Source organism: Streptomyces coeruleorubidus, assembly GCF_008705135.1.
GTDB lineage: Bacteria > Actinomycetota > Actinomycetes > Streptomycetales > Streptomycetaceae > Streptomyces > Streptomyces coeruleofuscus.
The window spans coordinates 4,935,522-4,953,079 of the sequence record NZ_CP023694.1; the positions used below are offsets into that span (position 1 = coordinate 4,935,522).

Genomic DNA, 17,558 nt, shown 5'->3' on the forward strand with positions numbered 1-17,558 from the left:
GACGGATCCCTCACGCGCCCCTCGCGCAAAGGAGTGGACTCGCCGCCGCCCACGGCGCGATCGTGGGCGGCATGGATGATCACCGCGTGGCGGCTGACGCGCCCACTGACAGTGACGCGTCCACGAGCGCGGAGGCCGGTGAGGTCCGCCGCTTCTGGGGGCGCCTCGGGCTTCCCGGGCTGGTCGACGTGCACACGCACTTCATGCCCGAGCGGGTGCTGCACAAGGTGTGGGAGTACTTCGACGGGCTCGGGCCGATGACCGGCGGGCTGGAGTGGCCGATCACCTATCGGAAGGAGGAGGCGGAACGGGCGGACATCCTGCGGGAGTTCGGGGTACGGGCCTTCACCGCGATGGTGTACCCGCACAAGCCGGGCATGGCCCGCTGGCTGAACGGCTGGGCGGTCGACTTCGCCCGTCGCACCCCCGACTGTCTCCACACCGCGACCCTTTACCCCGAGCCGGGCGTCGAGGCGTACGCCCAGGAGGCCGTCGAGGCGGGGGCGCGGGTCTTCAAAGCGCATGTGCAGGTGGGGGCGTACGACCCCGCCGATGAACTCCTCCAGCCGGCGTGGGGGCTGCTGGCCGAGGCCGGGATCCCCGTGGTGATCCACTGCGGGTCCGGGCCCGCGCCCGGCAAGCACACCGGCCCGGAGCCGATCGCACGGGTACTGGCCCGGCACCCCCGGCTGCGGCTGGTCGTCGCGCACATGGGGATGCCCGAGTACGAGGAGTTCTTCGGCCTCGCCGAGCGGTACGGGGAGGTGCGGCTGGACACGACGATGGCGTTCACCGACTTCAGCGAGAGCTTCATGCCGTTCCCCCGCCGGGCCCTGCCCCGGCTGGCCGGACTCGGCGACCGTGTCCTGCTCGGTTCCGACTTCCCCAACATCCCCTATCCGTACGTGGACCAGCTCCACGCCCTGGAACGGCTCGACCTCGGAGACGACTGGCTGCGGGCGGTGTGCCACGACAACGCGGCAGGGCTGTTCGGGTTTTGAGGGCTTGCGCTTGTGCCGCCGTGATCAGCCGGCAGAGATCCCCAGGGGCGGGCATGCCCGGCGACGGGCCGCACGGCATGACGCTGCCGCACGGCTTCGCCGCACCATTGAGCAAACAGCTGACTCAGGGGGCCAGGCAGCCCGTTACGGGGACCTCGGCGGGCACTCCCAGGCCGGCAGGGTCGACAAGCCCGGTGACATCCTGCACGGCGCAGTCCACGGTGGCTACGGGGGTCGGGAACAGCGCTGGCGGGAGACGCGAGAACTCCGAGGAGTGCGGCCCCGAGAGAGACAGCGGAAACTACGCGCTTGATGTTGTTCATGGCCTGCCAAACGATCTTGGCCCATTGGGGTCACGCCGGCAGTCGGGATGTCTTCCCACCAACCGCAGGGCCTGCCCCGCCCAGCCTCACGCCCGCGCCCCCGGCGCCCCCGTACTCTCCCGCCGCACCAACCGCGTAGGCACCAGCGTCGTCCCGTGCTCCTCCCCGTCCTGCCGCATCTTGCTCAGCACTCCCTCCACACACAGCCGCCCCACCTCGGCGAAGTCCTGGTGGATGGTGGTCAGGGGCGGCAGGAAGGACGCGGACTCGGGGATGTCGTCGAAGCCGACGACACTGATGTCGCCGGGGACGCGCAGGCCGCGTTCGTGCAGGGCCCTCAGCAGGCCCAGGGCCATCTGGTCGTTGGCCGCGAACACCGCCGTGCAGTCCGGCTCGTCGGCCAGCCGCAGCCCGGCCCGGTAGCCGGACTCGGCCGACCAGTCGCCCCTGACCAGGGGAGGCGTGACGCGGCCGGCCGCGGTGAGCGTGTCGCGCCAGGCGTTGGCGCGGCGCTGGGCGGCGAAGGAGCCCTCCGGGCCGGCCAGGTGCCACACGGTCTCGTGACCGAGGTCCAGCAGATGCCGTACGGCGTCCCGGGCGCCGCCCGCCTGGTCGGTGTCGACCACGGTGTAGCGGTCGCCGGCGTCCGAGTCGGCCACGACGACCTGCACACCGGGCGGCAGCGACACCGTCGCCGCGTCCAGCAGATGGATCTCCATGATGACGATGACGGCGTCGACGGCGAGTTCGCCCAGACGGGAGAAGGCGCCGTTCACCTCGTCCTGGGTGGGGACGGCGACGGGCAGCAGCGTGACGGCGTAACCGTGCTGGGCCGCGGAGGTGGCGATGGCTTCCAGGGTGCGGATGTTGCCCATGGTGGAGAGGGAGAAGGTGATCACGCCGAGGGTGCGGAACTCGCCGCGCTTGAGCGCCCGCGCCGCGCTGTTGGGGCGGTAGCCCAGCTCCCGCATGGCGGCGAGGACCTGCCGGCGGGTGTCTTCGGTGACGCCCGGGAAGCCGTTGGAGACGCGGGAGACCGTCTGGGAGGAGACACCGGCGAGCCGGGCGACGTCCGCCATGGACGCGCCCTGGCGGGGACGGGCCGGACGCCTTCTCGTACGGCTCGTGCCCATGGCTTCTCTCTCACCGTCCACCGTGCCCACCTGCCCCTCGCTTCCCTCGCCGCGCAGCCGGCGCAAATTTCGGTCCGGAACGACTCCTTGACCCCTGAGATTCGGACAGTGTAGACATCCCGCCAGTGGATGTTTACGTAAACATTGCCTAGTCGAAACCGTACGAGAAAGCCGCGAAACAGTACAACTCGCCCCACGCGGGCCCCGATCTCTGCCCCCGCCGGGACACGCGGACGCAGAAGAGCTGGAGTACTCGAGATGGCACACCGCACCCGTAAGAGAAGGCTCCTCGGGGCCATCGGCGTCACCGCCGTGGCGACCGGAACCATCCTGGCCACCACCACCCTGCCCGCCGCGCACGCCGAGCCCGCCGCTCAGGCGGCCGGGGTCACCGTCCGCCCCGACCCCTCCTACAAGCAGGAGAAGTTCGAAGGCTGGGGCACGAGCCTGGTCTGGTTCGCCAACGCTACCGGCGACTACCCGCCCGCCGTCCGCGAGAAGCTCTACAAGCTCCTCTTCGGCGACGAGGGCCTCGCGCTGAACATCGCCCGCTACAACATCGGCGGCGGCAACGCCCCGGACGTCAAGGACTACCTGCGGGCCGGCGGCGCGGTCGAGGGCTGGTGGAAGGCCCCGGCGGGCACCACCCGCGAGGACGTCGACTGGTGGGACGCCGAGGACCCGGCCGACTGGAACAGACACGCCGACAAGACGCAGCGCTGGTGGGTCGACCGCATCAAGAAGGACATCACCCACTGGGAGACCTTCAGCAACTCCCCGCCCTGGTTCATGACCGAGAGCGGCTACGTCTCCGGCAACTTCGACGCGGGCAAGGACCAGCTGAAGCCCGAGTCCGTCGAGGACTTCGCCAAGTACCTGGTGGGCGCGACCGAGCGGCTGGAGAAGGCGCACGGCATCAAGGTCGACACGCTCGACCCGTTCAACGAGCCGAACACCAACTACTGGGGCACCAAGCTCGGCCCGGACGGCGAGCCGACCGGAGGCCGCCAGGAGGGCGCCCACATGGGCCCCGAGCTCCAGCAGAAGGTGCTCCGCGCGCTCGCCCCCGTCCTGGAGAAGTCCAGGAGCGGCGCGGAGATATCCGCCATGGACGAGACCAACCCCGGCACCTTCGCCACCAACTGGAACTCCTACCCCCAGGAGGTCCGTGACCTGGTCGCCCAGATGAACGTCCACACCTACGGCACCGGCCAGCGCACCACCGTCCGCGACCTGGCCAAGGCCGCCGACAAGCCGCTGTGGATGAGCGAGGTCGAGGGCGACTGGGGCGACGGCCAGAGCTTCACGGACATGCGACCCGGCCTGGGCCTGGCCCAGCGCATCGTCGACGACCTGCGTGAACTGGAGCCCCGCGCCTGGGTGTTCTGGCAGCCCGTCGAGGACTACGACAACATGAAGCCGGGCGGCGAGTCCGCGAAGGGCGGCAACTGGGGCGAGATCCAGCTCCCGTTCAGCTGCACCTCCAAGGACACGCTCAAGACCTGCCCCGTCTACACCAACACCAAGTTCGACACGGCCCGCAACTTCACGCACTTCATCAAGCCCGGCGACCGGCTGATCAAGACGGACGACACCTCCAGCACCGCGGCGGTCTCCCGCAAGGGCGACGCGGCGACGGTCGTCCACGTCAACAGCGCCACCGAGTCCCGTGAGGTCACCCTCGACCTGTCGAAGTTCGGCCGGGTCTCCTCCCGCGCCACCGTCACCCCCGTGGTGACCAGCGCCGACGGCAAGCTGGAGAAGCAGAAGGCGGTCCGGGTCTCCGGCAAGCAGGCCACGGTCACCGTGCCGGCCCAGTCGGTGACGTCCCTCCTCGTCAAGGGCGTGTCCGGCGTCGCCAAGGACGCGGCCGAGCTGAAGAAGGGCCACACCTACCGGCTGACCGGCGTCCAGAGCGGCAAGGACCTCACCCTCGCCGACAACGGCACGGGTCTGGTCATCAAGAGCGCCAACGCCGCCGACCCGAGCGGTCAGCAGTGGCGGGTGGAGCAGATCCGCGGCACGGACAACCGCAAGCGGTACGTCTTCACCGAGACCGCGTCGGACAAGCGCCTGGCCGTGCGCGACGGCGCCCTGGTCGCCGAGCCCGACGAGGGCCGCCGCGACAAGGCCACCGAGTGGATCATGTCCACGACCGGCGACGGCACCTGGACCCTGGTCAACGCCGCCACCGGCCAGCTCCCGGACGTCGGGGGCCAGTCCACGAACGAAGGCGCCTCGGTCGGCCTCTGGCAGCCGAACTCCGGCTCCAACCAGCGCTGGAAGGTGACGGACGTGACGGCTGACTAGCCCTTCGTCCCGCACACGCCCATAAGACGCCCTCGGCCCGCCGCACCGCATGGTGACGGCCGGGTCGGGGGCGCGGCTGTGCGGCGAAGGGTGCGGAGTCTGGCCGGATGATCCGTTGTCCGTGCCTGTGCCGTGCAGCACGATGCGGGGATGCGTTTCTCGGTCAACATCCCGAACTTCGGTGACTTCGCCGATCCCAGGACCGTGGCGAAGGTGGCCGTGGCGGTGGAAGAGGCAGGGTGGGACGGGCTGTTCGTCTGGGACCACGTGGTGCACCGCGAGCACGAGGACAGGCCGTTCGGGGATCCCTGGATGCTGCTGACCGCCGCCGCGCTGGCGACGTCCCGGATCAGGCTCGGCACCCTGGTGACTCCGGTCGCCCGGCGGCGTCCGCAGCAGCTCGCCCGTCAGGTGGCGACCCTGGACGCCGTGAGCGGGGGCCGGGTCACGTTCGGCGCGGGGCTGGGCGGGCCCGTCGAGGACGAGTACGCCAGCTTTGGCGACACCACGGACACCAAGGTGCTGGCCGAGCGGCTGGACGAAGGCCTGGAGCTGCTCCGCCGATACTGGTCGGGCGAGCCGGTGCACCACGACGGACGGCACTACCGGGTCCGGGACGTGACGCTGCTGCCCGCCACGGTGCAACGTCCCCGGCCGCCGGTCTGGGTCGCCGGCTTCTGGCCCAACCGCCCGCCCATGCGCCGGGCCGCCCGCTGGGACGGTGTCGTTCCCCTGTTCACCGACGCCAGGCACGGTCACGTGCCGCCCCTCGACCAGGTCCGTGACCTCGTCGCCTACGTCCGTGGGCAGCGCGAGGGCGGCCCGTCCGAAGCTCCCTTCGAGATCGTCCTCGGCGGTGCCACGCCGGGCGGCGACGTGGAGCGGACCCGTGATGTGATCGGGCCGTTGGCCGAGGCCGGAGCCACCTGGTGGGACGAGCGGCAGATCCAGACCAGCGAGTCGATCGACCGGCTCGCACCGGTGCTGCGCCGGATCGAGCAGGGCCCGCCCAGCTTGTAGCAGGCGACCTCAGCCGCTCTCCCCGTGTCCGTCCGGAGACGACTTGGCGGTGAGGGGGGCCTGCGCCGAGTCCTCAACCCCGCTCGGCGACGTCGATCATCCGCAGCGCGCGCGTGATGGTCTCCGCGAGGGACGGCCCCCTCACTCCGTCGGACCGCAGGGCCCAGTCCTCCACCGCGACGCGCATCGCGGTGTTCAGCACGCCCGCTTCCACCCGGACCGCGAAATCGCCGGCGGGCCGGCCCGTACGGTCGGAGATCATCGCGGCGAACGCGGCTTCCGCGTCGTAGTGGGCCTCCAGCCACACCGCCCGCAGCCCGGGCTCGTCACGGCACAGCCGCAGCAGATCGCGCAGTGCCCGCAGGCGCGGTGCGGTGTCGTCGTCGTAGCGGATGCCCAGGATCGCCTCGGCGAGCGAGTCGTGAGTGCTCCCGCTGTCGCGCAGATGGTCCGTCAGCAGTTCGAGGCCCGTGGTGAGCAGGGGGCGTACGCACTCCTCCTTGGAGCGGAAGTACCGCCACAGCGTGCGCGTCGACACCCCTGCCGCGGAGGCGATGTCCTCCGCCGTGACCGCCGCCACGCCCTTCGCGGCGAAGAGCCGGACCGCCTCCTCGGCGATCTCCATACGCGTCTCGGCGCGTCGCCGCTCCGTCAGTGGTGGCCGGCCCGTGGCCCCACCCGATCGTCCGGCCATGCGCCCTCCTCGACTTGCCGCGCGCCCACTCTATTTTACGTCGAGCCCTGCCTTCATGGCGTGAAACGACCTGTTGGCACTCCGCGTCTTTATGTCGCACTGAGACAAAAACCAGTACTGTGCCTGACGCCGGGTCAACGCGACGAGCAGAGGAGCGCCATGGGTGCCACGGGTCTGTCGGGCAAGAGCGTCATCGTCACCGGAGCCGCCTCCGGCATCGGCCGCGCCACCGCCCTGCGGTTCGCCGAGGAGGGAGCGCGGGTCGTGGTCGCCGACCTGAACGCCGCGGGGGCCAAGAGCGTCGTCGGTGCCATCGAGTCCGCCGGAGGAACGGCCGTCGCCGTCACGGGCGACCTGAGCGACAGCGCCGTCGTCGACGCGGTCGTGGCCGCCGCGGTCGACACCTTCGGCGGCATCGACGTGCTGGTCAACAACGCCGGAGTCATGGACAGCATGTCCGCCGCCGCGGACGTCACGGACGCCGAGTGGGAGCGGGTCCTGCGGATCAACCTCACCGCACCGTTCCTGCTGACCCGTGCCGCCCTGCCGCACATGATCGCGGCGGGCGGCGGCGCCATCGTCAACACCGCGTCCGAGGCGGCGCTGCGCGGCAGCGCGGCCGGCACGGCGTACACCGCCTCCAAGCACGGCGTCCTCGGGCTCACCCGCTCCCTCGCGGTGATGTACCGGGACCAGGGCATCCGCACCAACGCCATAGCCCCGGGCGGCACGGCCACCGACATCACCGCCGATGTCCACATCGACCGGGAGGCCCACGGACCGGCCGTCGTCGGCAGGCACTTCGTCAACATGGGCCGCATCTGCGAACCGGAGGAGCAGGCAGCCGCCATCGTGTATCTCGCCTCCGACGCGGCGAGCGGCGTCAACGGCGTCGTCCTGCCGGTGGACAACGCCTGGGCCGCCGTCTGATCGCCCCACGGCGCCCCGCTATGCCCCACTGCGCCCCACGACGCCCCACGAGAGGAAGAGGACACCCATGTCCGCCCCCCACACCCCGGACACCCTCGGCTTCGACCCGGACGCCCTGCGCGAGCGGTACCGGGCCGAGCGGGACCGGCGGATCCGCCCCGACGGCAACCGCCAGTACCGGCGTACCACCGGCGAGTTCGGCCACTTCGACGAGGACCCGTACGCCGAGCCCGGGTTCACCCGGGAGCCGCTGCGCGACCACATGGACGTGGTGGTCGTCGGCGGCGGGTTCGGCGGCCTGCTGACCGGCGCCCGGCTGCGCCAGGCCGGCGTGGAGAACGTCCGGATCATCGAGAAGGGCGCCGACTTCGGCGGCACCTGGTACTGGAACCGGTACCCGGGGATCCACTGCGACATCGAGTCGTACGTCTACCTGCCGCTGCTGGAGGAGCTCGGCTACGTCCCGAAGTGGAAGTACGCGCCGGGCGAGGAGATCCGGCAGCACGCACAGGCGATCGCACGGCACTTCGGCCTCTACCGCGACGCCTGTTTCCGCACGCAGGTGAGCGAACTGCGCTGGGACGAGGGCGAGTCCGCGTGGGTCGTCACCACCGACCGCGGTGACCGCATGACCGCACGCCACGTGGTCGTGGCCACCGGGCTGCTCAGCCAGCCCAAACTGCCCGGGATCGAAGGCATCGAGACCTTCAAGGGCCACATGTTCCACACCAGCCGCTGGGACTACGACTACACCGGCGGCGACGCGAACGGCGGACTGCACAAGCTCGCCGACAAGCGCGTCGCCCTCATCGGCACCGGCGCCACGGCCATCCAGGTCGTGCCGCACCTGGGGCGGGACGCCCGGCACCTGTACGTGTTCCAGCGCACGCCGTCCTCCGTGGACGTGCGCGGCCAGCGCCCCACCGACCCCGAGTGGGCCGGCTCGCTGAAGCCCGGCTGGGCGCGGCGGCGCCGGGACAACTTCCTCGCGGTCGTCACGGGCGGCCCGGCCGAGGAGGACCTGGTGGCCGACGGCTGGACCAGCACGGCCCGCCTCCAGCAGAAGCTCATCCCCACCGACGGCTTCACCGGTCTCACGCCCGAGGAGCGCGAACGTCTGGAGGAGATCGCCGACTTCCAGAAGATGAACGAGCTGCGGGCCCGGGTCGACGCGATCGTCGAGGACCCGGCGACGGCCGAGAAGCTCAAGCCCTGGTACCGCTACATGTGCAAGCGGCCCACCTTCAGCGACAGTTACCTGGAGACCTTCAACCGGCCGAACGTCACCCTCGTGGACACGGCCGACCACGGGGGCGTGGAGCGCGTCACCGAGCACGCCGTCGTCGTCGGCGGGGTCGAGCACGAGGTCGACTGCGTCATCTTCGGCACCGGTTTCGAGGTCGGCGTCTCGGGCCTGCTGTCCGGGCAGCTCCCCGCGCACGGCAGGGACGGCGTCGCCCTGCTGGACGCCTGGCGGCAGACCGGCCCGAGGACCCTGCACGGCTTCTACAGCCGCGGTTTCCCCAACCTGTTCATGCTCGGCTCGGTGCAGTCCGCCAGCTCCGTGAACTACGTGCACGTCCTGGACGAGCAGGCCACGCACGTCGCCGAGGTGATCGGCGAGGCCCGCAGGCGCGGGGTCCGGTGCGTGGAGCCGACGGCCGGGGCGGAGGCCTCCTGGGGGGCCGTGATCCGCGAGAAGTCGGTGGACCTGTACAAGTTCCAGTCCGAGTGCACCCCCGGCTACTACAACGCCGAGGGCATGCCGAGACCCCGCAGCGAGTCGTACGGCGACGGCCCGATCGCGTTCTACGAGCTGATCCGGCGCTGGCGGGCGGAGGGCGGCATGGACGAGGTGCTGGGCTCGTGACGGGGCGTTCGGGCAGGTACGAAGCGAGTGGCGTGCGCAGCACCCGCTGGCAGGCCCGCCGCCTCAACTCACCCAATCCCCTCTGGGGTTCCAACGGCGTCGCGTTCGGCCCCGACGGGCGGCTGTACGTCGCGCAGTTCCTCGCCGGGCAGATCAGCGCCGTCGACCCGGCCACCGGGGACGTCGAGGTCGTGGTCCCGCCGGACGGCCCGGTGCAGTCGCCCGACGACCTGGCCTTCGGGACGGACGGTTCGATGTACATCGCCGACCTCGTCCCCGGCCGGGTGTGGCGCCGCAGTCCCGACGGCGGGTACGGCCTCGTATGCGACGAGGTGAAGGTGCCCAACGGCATCACGTGCGTCGGCGACCGGCTCTTCGTCAACGAGATGAGGATGAACGGCCGGCTGCTGGAGCTGTTCCCCGAGGGCGGCGACCCGGTCGTCCTGACCGACGGACTGGCCCTCGGCAACGCCATGCAACTCGGCCCGGACGGCTGCCTGTACTACCCGCACATGGTCAGCCGGCAGGTCTGGCGCATACCGCCCGACGGCGGTGTGCCCGAGGTCGTCGCCGAGGACGTGCACGACCCGGTCGCGGTCCGCTTCGACCAGGGCGGCGTCCTGCACGTCCTGTCGCGTGGCCCCGAGGGCATCGTCACCCGCGTCGACCTGCACGGCACGGGCTCCCGCTCGCTGGTCACCAGCGGTGTCACGGGCCTGGACAACGCCGCGTTCGACGCGGAGAACCGCATGTTCGTCTCCAGCTTCGCGAGCGGCGGCATCACGGAACTGCGCCCCGACGGCCGCACCCGCCCCGTCGTGCCGCGCGGCCTGGACGGCCCCTACGGCGTGACGATCGACCTCGGCGGCACGGTGTACGCGGCCGACCACTACCGGGTGGCCCGCCCCGAGGAGCCCGACGCCGGCGCCTCGGGCGACGTCACCACGGAAATCCTCCAGCCCTTCGTCCACGGCATCACGGCCGACGGCGAAGTCCTGCACACGACCTCGCAGTTCGGCACGGTCCAGACCTACGCCCCCGCCACCGGCGCCACCCGCACCAGGGCGACGGGCCTGAACCAGCCCCTCGGCATCACGGTCCGGCCCGACGGCACCCTCGTCGTCGCCGAGACGGGCGCCGGCCGCGTCATCGCCATCGACGAGGCGGACACGGTCACGGTCCTGGCCGAAGGCCTCGACCACCCCGTGGACGTCACGCTCGACGCCGACGGGCGCTGCTACGTCAGCGACGACCGGCGCGGGGCGGTACTGCGCATCGACGACGGCGAGCCGGTGCCGGTCGCGGACGGCCTAGGCGCTCCCCAGGGGCTGGCCGTCCACGGCGACGAACTCTTCACCGTGGACACCGCGAACCGCCGGCTCTGGTCCGTCTCCCTGACGACGGGCGGCACCCGCGTCGAGGCCGAAGACCTGGCGGTCGGCATCCCCCGTGGCAGCACGCCGCCGCGTCAGGCCCCCGCCCTCTTCGCCCACGGACTGCCCGGCGTGGCCCCCCGGTTCGCGGGTCTCACCACCGCCCCGGACGGCTCCCTGCTCCTGTCGTCGAACGGGGAGGGGACGGTGGTGCGGCTGTCTCCGGCGCGGACCGGCACGTGACGCGGCCGCGCGGCCTCCGCTCCTGAGAGCGGGTCAGCGGCGGCGGCCCCGGGCGGGCCTGCCGGGACCGGGCCCGAACCCGTGCGCGCGGGGCCGCTCAACGCTTGCGCCGGCCGGCCGCCCTGACGACGGGCGGCACCCGCGTCGAGGCGGAAGACCTGGCGGTCGGCGCCCCGCCGGGGGCCGCGCCGAGCCAGGCCTCCGCTCACGGGAGGTATCCCGGGGGGATCCGGGGAGGGACCCGGCGAACGCTCCGGGGAGCGGGTCAGCGGCGGCGGCCCCGGGCGGGCCTGCCGCGCCGTGCGCGCGGGGCGGAACTCGTGCGCGCGGGGCCGCTCTCGGAGGGCGGCGGCGTGAGGACGACGGGGACGCCCGACGGCGCCTGCGCACCGGTGATGCGGCTCAGTTCGGCCTCGCCCGAGCGGACCCGGGTGACGCGCGGGGAGATGCCGGCGTCGGCCATCAGGCGGGCCGTCTCGCGGCGCTGGTGGGGCAGGACCAGCGTGACGACGGTGCCCGACTCGCCGGCCCGGGCGGTACGGCCGCCCCGGTGCAGATAGTCCTTGTGGTCGGCGGGCGGGTCCACGTTGACGACGAGGTCGAGGTTGTCGACGTGGATGCCGCGGGCGGCGACGTTGGTGGCCACCAGGACCGTGACCTCGCCGTCCTTGAACCGGGCCAGGGTCCGGGTGCGCTGGGACTGGGACTTGCCGCCGTGCAGGGCCGAGGCGCGCACCCCGACGGCCAGGAGCTTCTTGGCCAGCCGGTCGGCGGCGTGCTTGGTGTCCAGGAACATGATCACACGGCCGTCGCGGGCGGCGATCTCCGTCGTGGTGGCGTGCTTGTCGGCGTCCTCCACGTGCAGCAGGTGATGCTCCATGGTGGTGACCGCGCCGGCCGACGGATCGACGGAGTGGACCACGGGGTCGTGGAGGTAGGTGCGGACCAGGCGGTCGACGTTGCGGTCCAGCGTGGCCGAGAACAGCAGCCGCTGGCCCCCGGGCTGCACCTGGTCGAGCAGCGCGGTCACCTGCGGCATGAAGCCCATGTCCGTCATCTGGTCGGCCTCGTCCAGGACGGTGACGGTGACGCGGTCCAGCCGGCAGTCGCCGCGGTCTATGAGGTCCTTGAGCCGGCCGGGCGTCGCGACGACGACCTCGGCACCGCCGCGCAGCGCGCTCGCCTGGCGGCCGATCGACATGCCGCCGACCACCGTGGTGAGCCGCAGGCGCAACGCCTGCGCGTAGGGGGTGAGCGCGTCGGTGACCTGCTGGGCCAGTTCCCGGGTGGGGACGAGGACGAGGGCCACCGGCTGCCGGGGCTCGGCCCGCTGCCCGTCGATGCGGGCCAGTACGGCGAGGCCGAAGGCGAGCGTCTTGCCCGACCCCGTGCGCCCGCGGCCCAGCACGTCCCGGCCGGCCAGGGAGTTGGGCAGCGTCGCCGCCTGGATCGGGAACGGCACGGTCATGCCTTCGGCGCCCAGTGCGGCCAGCAGCCGGTCGGGCAGGCCGAGACCGGCGAAGTCCTCGACGGGGGGCAGCGCCGGGGTGATGGTGGCCGGCGGCGCGAACTCCCCGCCGGGCGCGGGGCGGCGTCCGTGGCCGCCGCGGGCCGCTCCGGCGCCACGGGCCGACGTGCCTCGGCCCCCGGCCTTACGGGAGTGGGGCGAGCCGTTGTTCTTGCGAGCGGTGCGATCCAAGGGGATCCTTCCTCGATGCGGCACGTATCGGGGAATTCCCGGCGGCTGTGAACGGGCCGCACCAGGATTCGCAGACTGAGCCGGGTGTTGGATGCAAACAAGGCTGGGGCCCGCACCTCACGGTGCGGGCCCCGGTCACGTCGGACGCGTCAGCGTCAGGCGGGCACGATGTTCTCGGCCTGCGGGCCCTTCTGGCCCTGCGTGACGTCGAAGGTAACCTTCTGGCCTTCCTGAAGCTCGCGGAAGCCGGAGGTGGCGATGTTCGAGTAGTGGGCGAACACGTCGGGACCGCCGCCCTCCTGCTCGATGAAGCCGAAGCCCTTTTCCGCGTTGAACCACTTCACAGTGCCAGATGCCATGCTGAATCTCCCTTAGGGGGACAAACCCGAGACCCGCACTTTACGGACTCGGAGTTGCTGAAATGATCACCCTCGGAGAGATCCGAAAATCCTCGAAAACTAAAAAGAGTGCTCGTCGACAAAAGGTCGATAGAGCACTCGAAGTCTCTGGGAACCAAAACTGCAACAACAACGACGGTAGCACAGGACTCGCCGGATGGCTCGGGAATCTCGTACCCGAGGTGGACGGAGGCCTCGCTCGTACTGCGTTCCGAGTAGCCGGGATTGTCGGCAGCCGCACGACGACGGGACGGCCCGCTCGCAGAGAGCCTTGGCAGACGATCGACACCAGATGTGGAGACCTGCTGCCGTGGCAACTTTCCTGTATCGAGTGGGCCGACTGGCCTTCCGGCGACGCTGGTACGTCGCCCTGGTCTGGGCGGCCGTCCTGGCCGCCGTCGGGCTCGGCGCCCTCAAGGCGCCGGGGGCCGCCGACGAGGAGTTCTCGATGCCCGGCATCGAGTCCCAGAAGGCGTTCGACCTGATGGAAGAGCGCTTCCCCGGGGCCACGGCCGACGGGGCGACCGCCCGGGTCGTGTTCATCGCGCCCGGCGGCGAGAAGGTCACCGCGGCCGGGAACAAGCAGGCCATCGAGAAGGCCGTGACCGGTCTCGGCGACGGTACGCAGGTCGCGAGCGCCGTCGACCCGTTCCGGGTGAAGACGATCAGCAAGGACGGCTCGACCGCCTTCGCGACCGTCACCTACAAGGTCGGGGCGAACGACCTCACCGACGCCAGCCGGACCCATCTGGAGCGCGCCATCGACCAGGCCCGGGACTCCGGGCTGACCGTCGAGGCGGGCGGCACCGCGCTGGAGTCCAACGCCGGGCCGGGCGGCACCGCCGAGGTGATCGGCGTCGCGATCGCCGCCGTCGTCCTCCTCGTCACCTTCGGCTCCCTGGCCGCCGCCGGGCTCCCCCTGCTGACCGCCCTCGTCGGCGTCGGCGTCAGCATGGCCACGATCCTCGCCCTGTCGAGCGCCCTCGGCCTGTCCACCACCACCGGCACCCTGGCGATGATGCTGGGCCTCGCCGTCGGCATCGACTACGCCCTGTTCGTGGTGTCCCGCTACCGGGAGGAGCGCGCCAAGGGCCGTGCGCCGCAGGAGGCGGCCGGACTCGCCGCCGGCACGGCCGGGTCCGCTGTCGTGTTCGCCGGGCTCACCGTCGTCATCGCGCTGGCCGGGCTCGCCGTGGTCGGCATCCCGATGCTCACCAAGATGGGCCTGGCCGCCGCCGGCGCGGTCGTCGTCGCCGTGCTGATCGCGCTGACGCTCGTCCCGGCCCTGCTCGGTTTCTGGCCGAACGCCGTGCTCACCCGGCGGGCCCGCAAGAGCGGCCGGATCGAGGAGAGCGGCGGCGACAACGGCGGCACCCGCTGGGCCCGGTTCGTGCTGCGCCGCCCGATACCCGTCCTGCTCCTCGGCGTCGTCGGCCTCGGTGCCCTGGCCCTGCCCGCGGCCGGCCTCCAGCTGGGCATGCCCGGGGACGAGGCCAAGCCGGTCTCCACCACCGAACGCCGCGCCTACGACGCGCTCGCCGAGGGCTTCGGGCCGGGCTTCAACGGCCCGCTGACCGTCGTCGTGGACGGCAAGGGCGCCGCCGACCCCAAGGGCGCAGCGGACGAGATCGCCGAGGAGATCGGCGCCACCAAGGGCGTCGTGTCCGTCTCCGCGGCCCGCTTCAACGACGCCGGGGACACCGCCGTCTTCTCGGTCGTGCCGTCCACCGCGCCGACCGACGAGAAGACCAAGAACCTGGTGACGACGATCCGCGACGAGCGGTCCGGCATCGAGTCCGGAACGGGCGCGAGCTACGAGGTCACCGGCACCACCGCGATGAACATCGACATCGCGCAGAAGGTGCAGGCCGCGCTGGTCCCCTACCTGACGGTGGTCGTCGGCCTGGCGATCGTGCTGCTGCTGGTGGTCTTCCGGTCCCTGCTCGTCCCGCTCAAGGCGGCCCTCGGCTTCCTTCTGTCGGTGCTCGCCTCGCTCGGCGTGGTCGTCGTGGTGTTCCAGCAGGGCCACGGCGCCGAACTCCTCGGCGTGGAGCAGACCGGCCCGATCATGAGCCTGATGCCGATCTTCCTGGTGGGCATCGTCTTCGGCCTCGCGATGGACTACGAGGTGTTCCTCGTCTCACGGATGCGGGAGGCGTACGTCCACGGCGAGTCGCCCGCGCAGGCGGTCACGTCCGGCTTCCGGCACAGCGCCCGGGTGGTCGTGGCGGCGGCCCTGATCATGATCGCGGTGTTCGCCGGGTTCATCGGCGAGAGCGACTCCATGATCAAGATGATCGGGTTCGGGCTCGCCTCCGCCGTCCTGTTCGACGCGTTCGTCGTCCGGATGGCCATCGTGCCCGCCGTCCTCGCCCTGCTCGGCCACAAGGCGTGGTGGCTGCCGAAGTGGCTGGACCGGGTGCTGCCCCGCGTCGACGTGGAGGGAGAGGCGCTCGCCCGCAGGCCGGAGGCGCGGGAACCGGCGGCGGACACCGCACCCGAGCCGGAACCGGCGCGGACCTGACACACACCCCCCGGCATCAGGGCCGCCCGTGGCGAAGGACACGGGCGGCCGCTCGGGCGTTCCCGCCCGATGTCGACCACGATGGTCCCCAGCCCACACCCCGGAGAGCCCGATGAGTATCAGCCTGGAGCGGCGCTACGCGGATCGCCTGGAGGAGTTCTCGGCGCGCCACCCGTTCCTCGTCGATCTGGCGATGGTCCTGGCGCTGATGGGCTGCGCGGCCCTCGGCGGCTCGCTCACCCTGCCCAGCGCCGAACCGCCGGACCAGGACATGACCGCCACCGTCCTCACCGGCGTCGCCTGTCTCGTCCTGCTCAAGCACCGCACCCACCCGCGCACCGCCGTCGTCGTCGCCGGCGGCTGCACGGTCGCAGCGGTCGCCCTCGGCTATCTGGTCACGCCGCTGCTGCTGGCCCCGGTCATGGCGGCGCTGTACTGGCTCGCCACCCTCACCGACCGCAGGACCACCCGCCTCTACGGCATCATCACCACGCTGGCGGTGATCCTCGCGGCCGTGTTCACCGACTCCATGGACCACCTCTCGCTGCTGCTGAGGACGATCGGCCCGTTTTTCTGGCTGATGCTGCCCCTCGCCGCAGGCAACATGACGCGGCTGCGGCGCGCCTACCTCCACGCCGTGCAGGCCCGGGCCGAACACGCCGAGCGCACCAGGGAGGAGGAGGCCCGCCTGCGCGTCACCGAGGAACGGATGCGGATCGCCCGCGAGCTCCACGACGTCGTCGCCCACCACATGGCCCTGGCCAACGCCCAGGCCGGAACGGCCGCGCACCTCGCCCTCACCCACCCGGAGCAGACGCAGAAGATCCTCACCGACCTGACCGGCACCACGTCCTCCGCGCTCCGGGAGCTGAAGGCCGCCCTGGGCCTGCTGCGCCAGAACGACCAGCACGACGCCGACCCCGGCTCCACGGCACTGGAACCCGCCCCGGGCCTCGCCCGCCTGCCCGAGCTGGTCGCGGCGTGCGAGTCGGCCGGCCTGGAGGTCAGCGTCACCACGGAGGGGGAGCCGCAGCCGCTCTCACCCGGGGTCGACCTGACCGCGTTCCGGATCGTGCAGGAGGCGCTCACCAACGTCACCAAGCACGCCACCGCCGAGGCCGCCCGCGTACGCCTCGCATACACCGGCTCGCGCCTGCTGATCACGGTCACCGACGACGGCACCGGCAAACCGGAGGCGGAGGCACCCCAGGGCCGCGGCTTCGGCGTCATGGGCATGCGCGAACGGGCCCACTCGATCGGCGGCCACCTGTGCGCGGGCCCCCGCCCCCAGGGCGGCTTCGAGGTCGCCACCGCGCTCCCGCTGCAACCGTCCCCCCTCCCCGCCGAAGGAACCACGCCATGACCATCAGGGTGCTGCTCGCCGACGACCAGGCCCTGCTGCGGGCCACGTTCCGGATCCTCATCGACTCCTGCGCGGACATGGACGTGGTCGCCGAGGCCTCCGACGGCGCGGAGGCGGTGGAGCTGACCCGCGCCCACCACCCCGACATCGTCCTCATGGACATCCGCATGCCCGGCACCGACGGCCTCACCGCCACGGCCACGCTCTGCGCCGACCCGGACCTGTCCGCCACCCGCGTCCTCATCCTGACCACGTTCGAGACCGAGGACTACGTCGCCCAGGCACTGCGCGCCGGTGCCAGCGGCTTCCTCGGCAAGGACGTCACCGCCGACACCCTGCTGGCCGGCCTGCGCACGGTGGCCTCCGGCGAGGCGCTCCTCTCACCCGTCGCCACCCGCTCCCTCATCACCCGCTTCCTCCTGGCACCCGCCCCCGACACCCACCTGGCCCCACCGGAGCGCCTCGCCGACCTCACGGTCCGCGAACGCGAGGTGATGGCCCTGGCCGCGGAGGGCAGGTCCAACACCGAGATCGCCGAGGACCTCACACTCAGCCCGCTGACCGTACGCACCCACATCCACCGCGCCATGACCAAGCTGAACGCCCGCGACCGTGCGCAACTGGTCGTCATCGCCTACCAGACGGGCCTGGTACGGGCGGCTCCGCCGACCGTGTGA

The 17,558-nt window shown here is 71.9% G+C and carries 13 protein-coding genes; 9 read left to right on the forward strand and 4 right to left on the reverse strand.

The genetic code is table 11. The features are described from left to right. Positions 1 to 71: 71 nt before the first annotated feature. Positions 72 to 1,001 (forward strand): amidohydrolase family protein, encoded by a 930-nt coding sequence (locus tag CP976_RS22825; RefSeq protein ID WP_150482049.1) that lies wholly within the window; start codon positions 72 to 74, stop codon positions 999 to 1,001. A 409-nt stretch (positions 1,002 to 1,410) separates the two neighbouring features. Here CP976_RS22825 and CP976_RS22835 read toward each other — a convergent pair whose 3' ends face one another. Further along, positions 1,411 to 2,403 carry a LacI family DNA-binding transcriptional regulator gene (locus tag CP976_RS22835; protein ID WP_150485456.1) on the reverse strand — a complete coding sequence of 331 codons (993 nt, stop codon included), beginning with the start codon at positions 2,401 to 2,403 and terminating at the stop codon, positions 1,411 to 1,413. 312 nt (positions 2,404 to 2,715) lie between these two features. On the opposite strand from CP976_RS22835, the gene CP976_RS22840 reads away from it, so the two are divergent. Then, positions 2,716 to 4,767 (forward strand): RICIN domain-containing protein, encoded by a 2,052-nt coding sequence (locus tag CP976_RS22840; RefSeq protein WP_150482050.1) that lies wholly within the window; start codon positions 2,716 to 2,718, stop codon positions 4,765 to 4,767. 150 nt (positions 4,768 to 4,917) lie between these two features. Beyond that, positions 4,918 to 5,787, forward strand: a complete 870-nt coding sequence (locus CP976_RS22845) for an LLM class flavin-dependent oxidoreductase (RefSeq protein ID WP_150482051.1) — start codon at positions 4,918 to 4,920, stop codon at positions 5,785 to 5,787. Between the two features lie 73 nt (positions 5,788 to 5,860). Here the strand turns inward: CP976_RS22845 and CP976_RS22850 are convergent, their stop codons facing one another. Next, a complete protein-coding gene (locus CP976_RS22850) occupies positions 5,861 to 6,481 on the reverse strand; it encodes a TetR/AcrR family transcriptional regulator (protein WP_190146858.1) in 621 nt (206 codons plus the stop codon). A gap of 159 nt (positions 6,482 to 6,640) precedes the next feature. Between CP976_RS22850 and CP976_RS22855 the strand changes: the two genes are divergently transcribed. From CP976_RS22855 to CP976_RS22865, 3 genes are all read left to right on the forward strand, one after another. Continuing rightward, the gene (locus tag CP976_RS22855; RefSeq protein ID WP_150482052.1) at positions 6,641 to 7,411 is read left to right on the forward strand and encodes an SDR family NAD(P)-dependent oxidoreductase; all 771 of its coding nucleotides are present in this window, start codon (positions 6,641 to 6,643) and stop codon (positions 7,409 to 7,411) included. Positions 7,412 to 7,478: 67 nt separating this feature from the next. After that, positions 7,479 to 9,281: a flavin-containing monooxygenase gene (locus CP976_RS22860; RefSeq protein ID WP_150482053.1), complete on the forward strand. Its 1,803-nt coding sequence runs from the start codon at positions 7,479 to 7,481 to the stop codon at positions 9,279 to 9,281. Between the two features lie 32 nt (positions 9,282 to 9,313). Next, entirely contained in the window at positions 9,314 to 10,897 is a 1,584-nt protein-coding gene (locus CP976_RS22865; RefSeq protein ID WP_229875431.1) for an SMP-30/gluconolactonase/LRE family protein, read from the forward strand. 265 nt (positions 10,898 to 11,162) lie between these two features. Here CP976_RS22865 and CP976_RS22870 read toward each other — a convergent pair whose 3' ends face one another. Both CP976_RS22870 and CP976_RS22875 read right to left on the reverse strand, forming a co-directional pair. Next, positions 11,163 to 12,596, reverse strand: a complete 1,434-nt coding sequence (locus CP976_RS22870) for a DEAD/DEAH box helicase (RefSeq protein WP_150482054.1) — start codon at positions 12,594 to 12,596, stop codon at positions 11,163 to 11,165. Between the two features lie 155 nt (positions 12,597 to 12,751). Further along, on the reverse strand, positions 12,752 to 12,955 hold the full coding sequence (locus tag CP976_RS22875) for a cold-shock protein (protein ID WP_010032345.1): 204 nt from the start codon (positions 12,953 to 12,955) through the stop codon (positions 12,752 to 12,754). Positions 12,956 to 13,304: 349 nt separating this feature from the next. On the opposite strand from CP976_RS22875, the gene CP976_RS22880 reads away from it, so the two are divergent. The 3 genes from CP976_RS22880 (at position 13,305) to CP976_RS22890 (ending at position 17,558) form a co-directional block, all read left to right on the forward strand. Then, positions 13,305 to 15,518, forward strand: coding sequence for an MMPL family transporter (locus CP976_RS22880; protein WP_167537393.1), 2,214 nt, complete (start codon positions 13,305 to 13,307; stop codon positions 15,516 to 15,518). A 112-nt stretch (positions 15,519 to 15,630) separates the two neighbouring features. Beyond that, positions 15,631 to 16,881, forward strand: coding sequence for a sensor histidine kinase (locus CP976_RS22885; RefSeq protein WP_150482056.1), 1,251 nt, complete (start codon positions 15,631 to 15,633; stop codon positions 16,879 to 16,881). Next, positions 16,878 to 17,558, forward strand: a complete 681-nt coding sequence (locus CP976_RS22890) for a response regulator transcription factor (protein WP_150482057.1) — start codon at positions 16,878 to 16,880, stop codon at positions 17,556 to 17,558. The genes CP976_RS22885 and CP976_RS22890 overlap by 4 nt, the downstream gene beginning before the upstream one ends.

Coding starts and splice junctions, on each gene's coding strand:
- CP976_RS22875 (WP_010032345.1), bottom strand. CDS start 12,955: ATGGCATCTGGCACTGTGAAGTGGTTCAACGCGGAAAAGGGCTTCGGC.
- CP976_RS22890 (WP_150482057.1), top strand. CDS start 16,878: ATGACCATCAGGGTGCTGCTCGCCGACGACCAGGCCCTGCTGCGGGCC.
- CP976_RS22850 (WP_190146858.1), bottom strand. CDS start 6,481: ATGGCCGGACGATCGGGTGGGGCCACGGGCCGGCCACCACTGACGGAG.
- CP976_RS22855 (WP_150482052.1), top strand. CDS start 6,641: ATGGGTGCCACGGGTCTGTCGGGCAAGAGCGTCATCGTCACCGGAGCC.
- CP976_RS22860 (WP_150482053.1), top strand. CDS start 7,479: ATGTCCGCCCCCCACACCCCGGACACCCTCGGCTTCGACCCGGACGCC.
- CP976_RS22885 (WP_150482056.1), top strand. CDS start 15,631: ATGAGTATCAGCCTGGAGCGGCGCTACGCGGATCGCCTGGAGGAGTTC.
- CP976_RS22845 (WP_150482051.1), top strand. CDS start 4,918: ATGCGTTTCTCGGTCAACATCCCGAACTTCGGTGACTTCGCCGATCCC.
- CP976_RS22835 (WP_150485456.1), bottom strand. CDS start 2,403: ATGGCGGACGTCGCCCGGCTCGCCGGTGTCTCCTCCCAGACGGTCTCC.
- CP976_RS22825 (WP_150482049.1), top strand. CDS start 72: ATGGATGATCACCGCGTGGCGGCTGACGCGCCCACTGACAGTGACGCG.
- CP976_RS22840 (WP_150482050.1), top strand. CDS start 2,716: ATGGCACACCGCACCCGTAAGAGAAGGCTCCTCGGGGCCATCGGCGTC.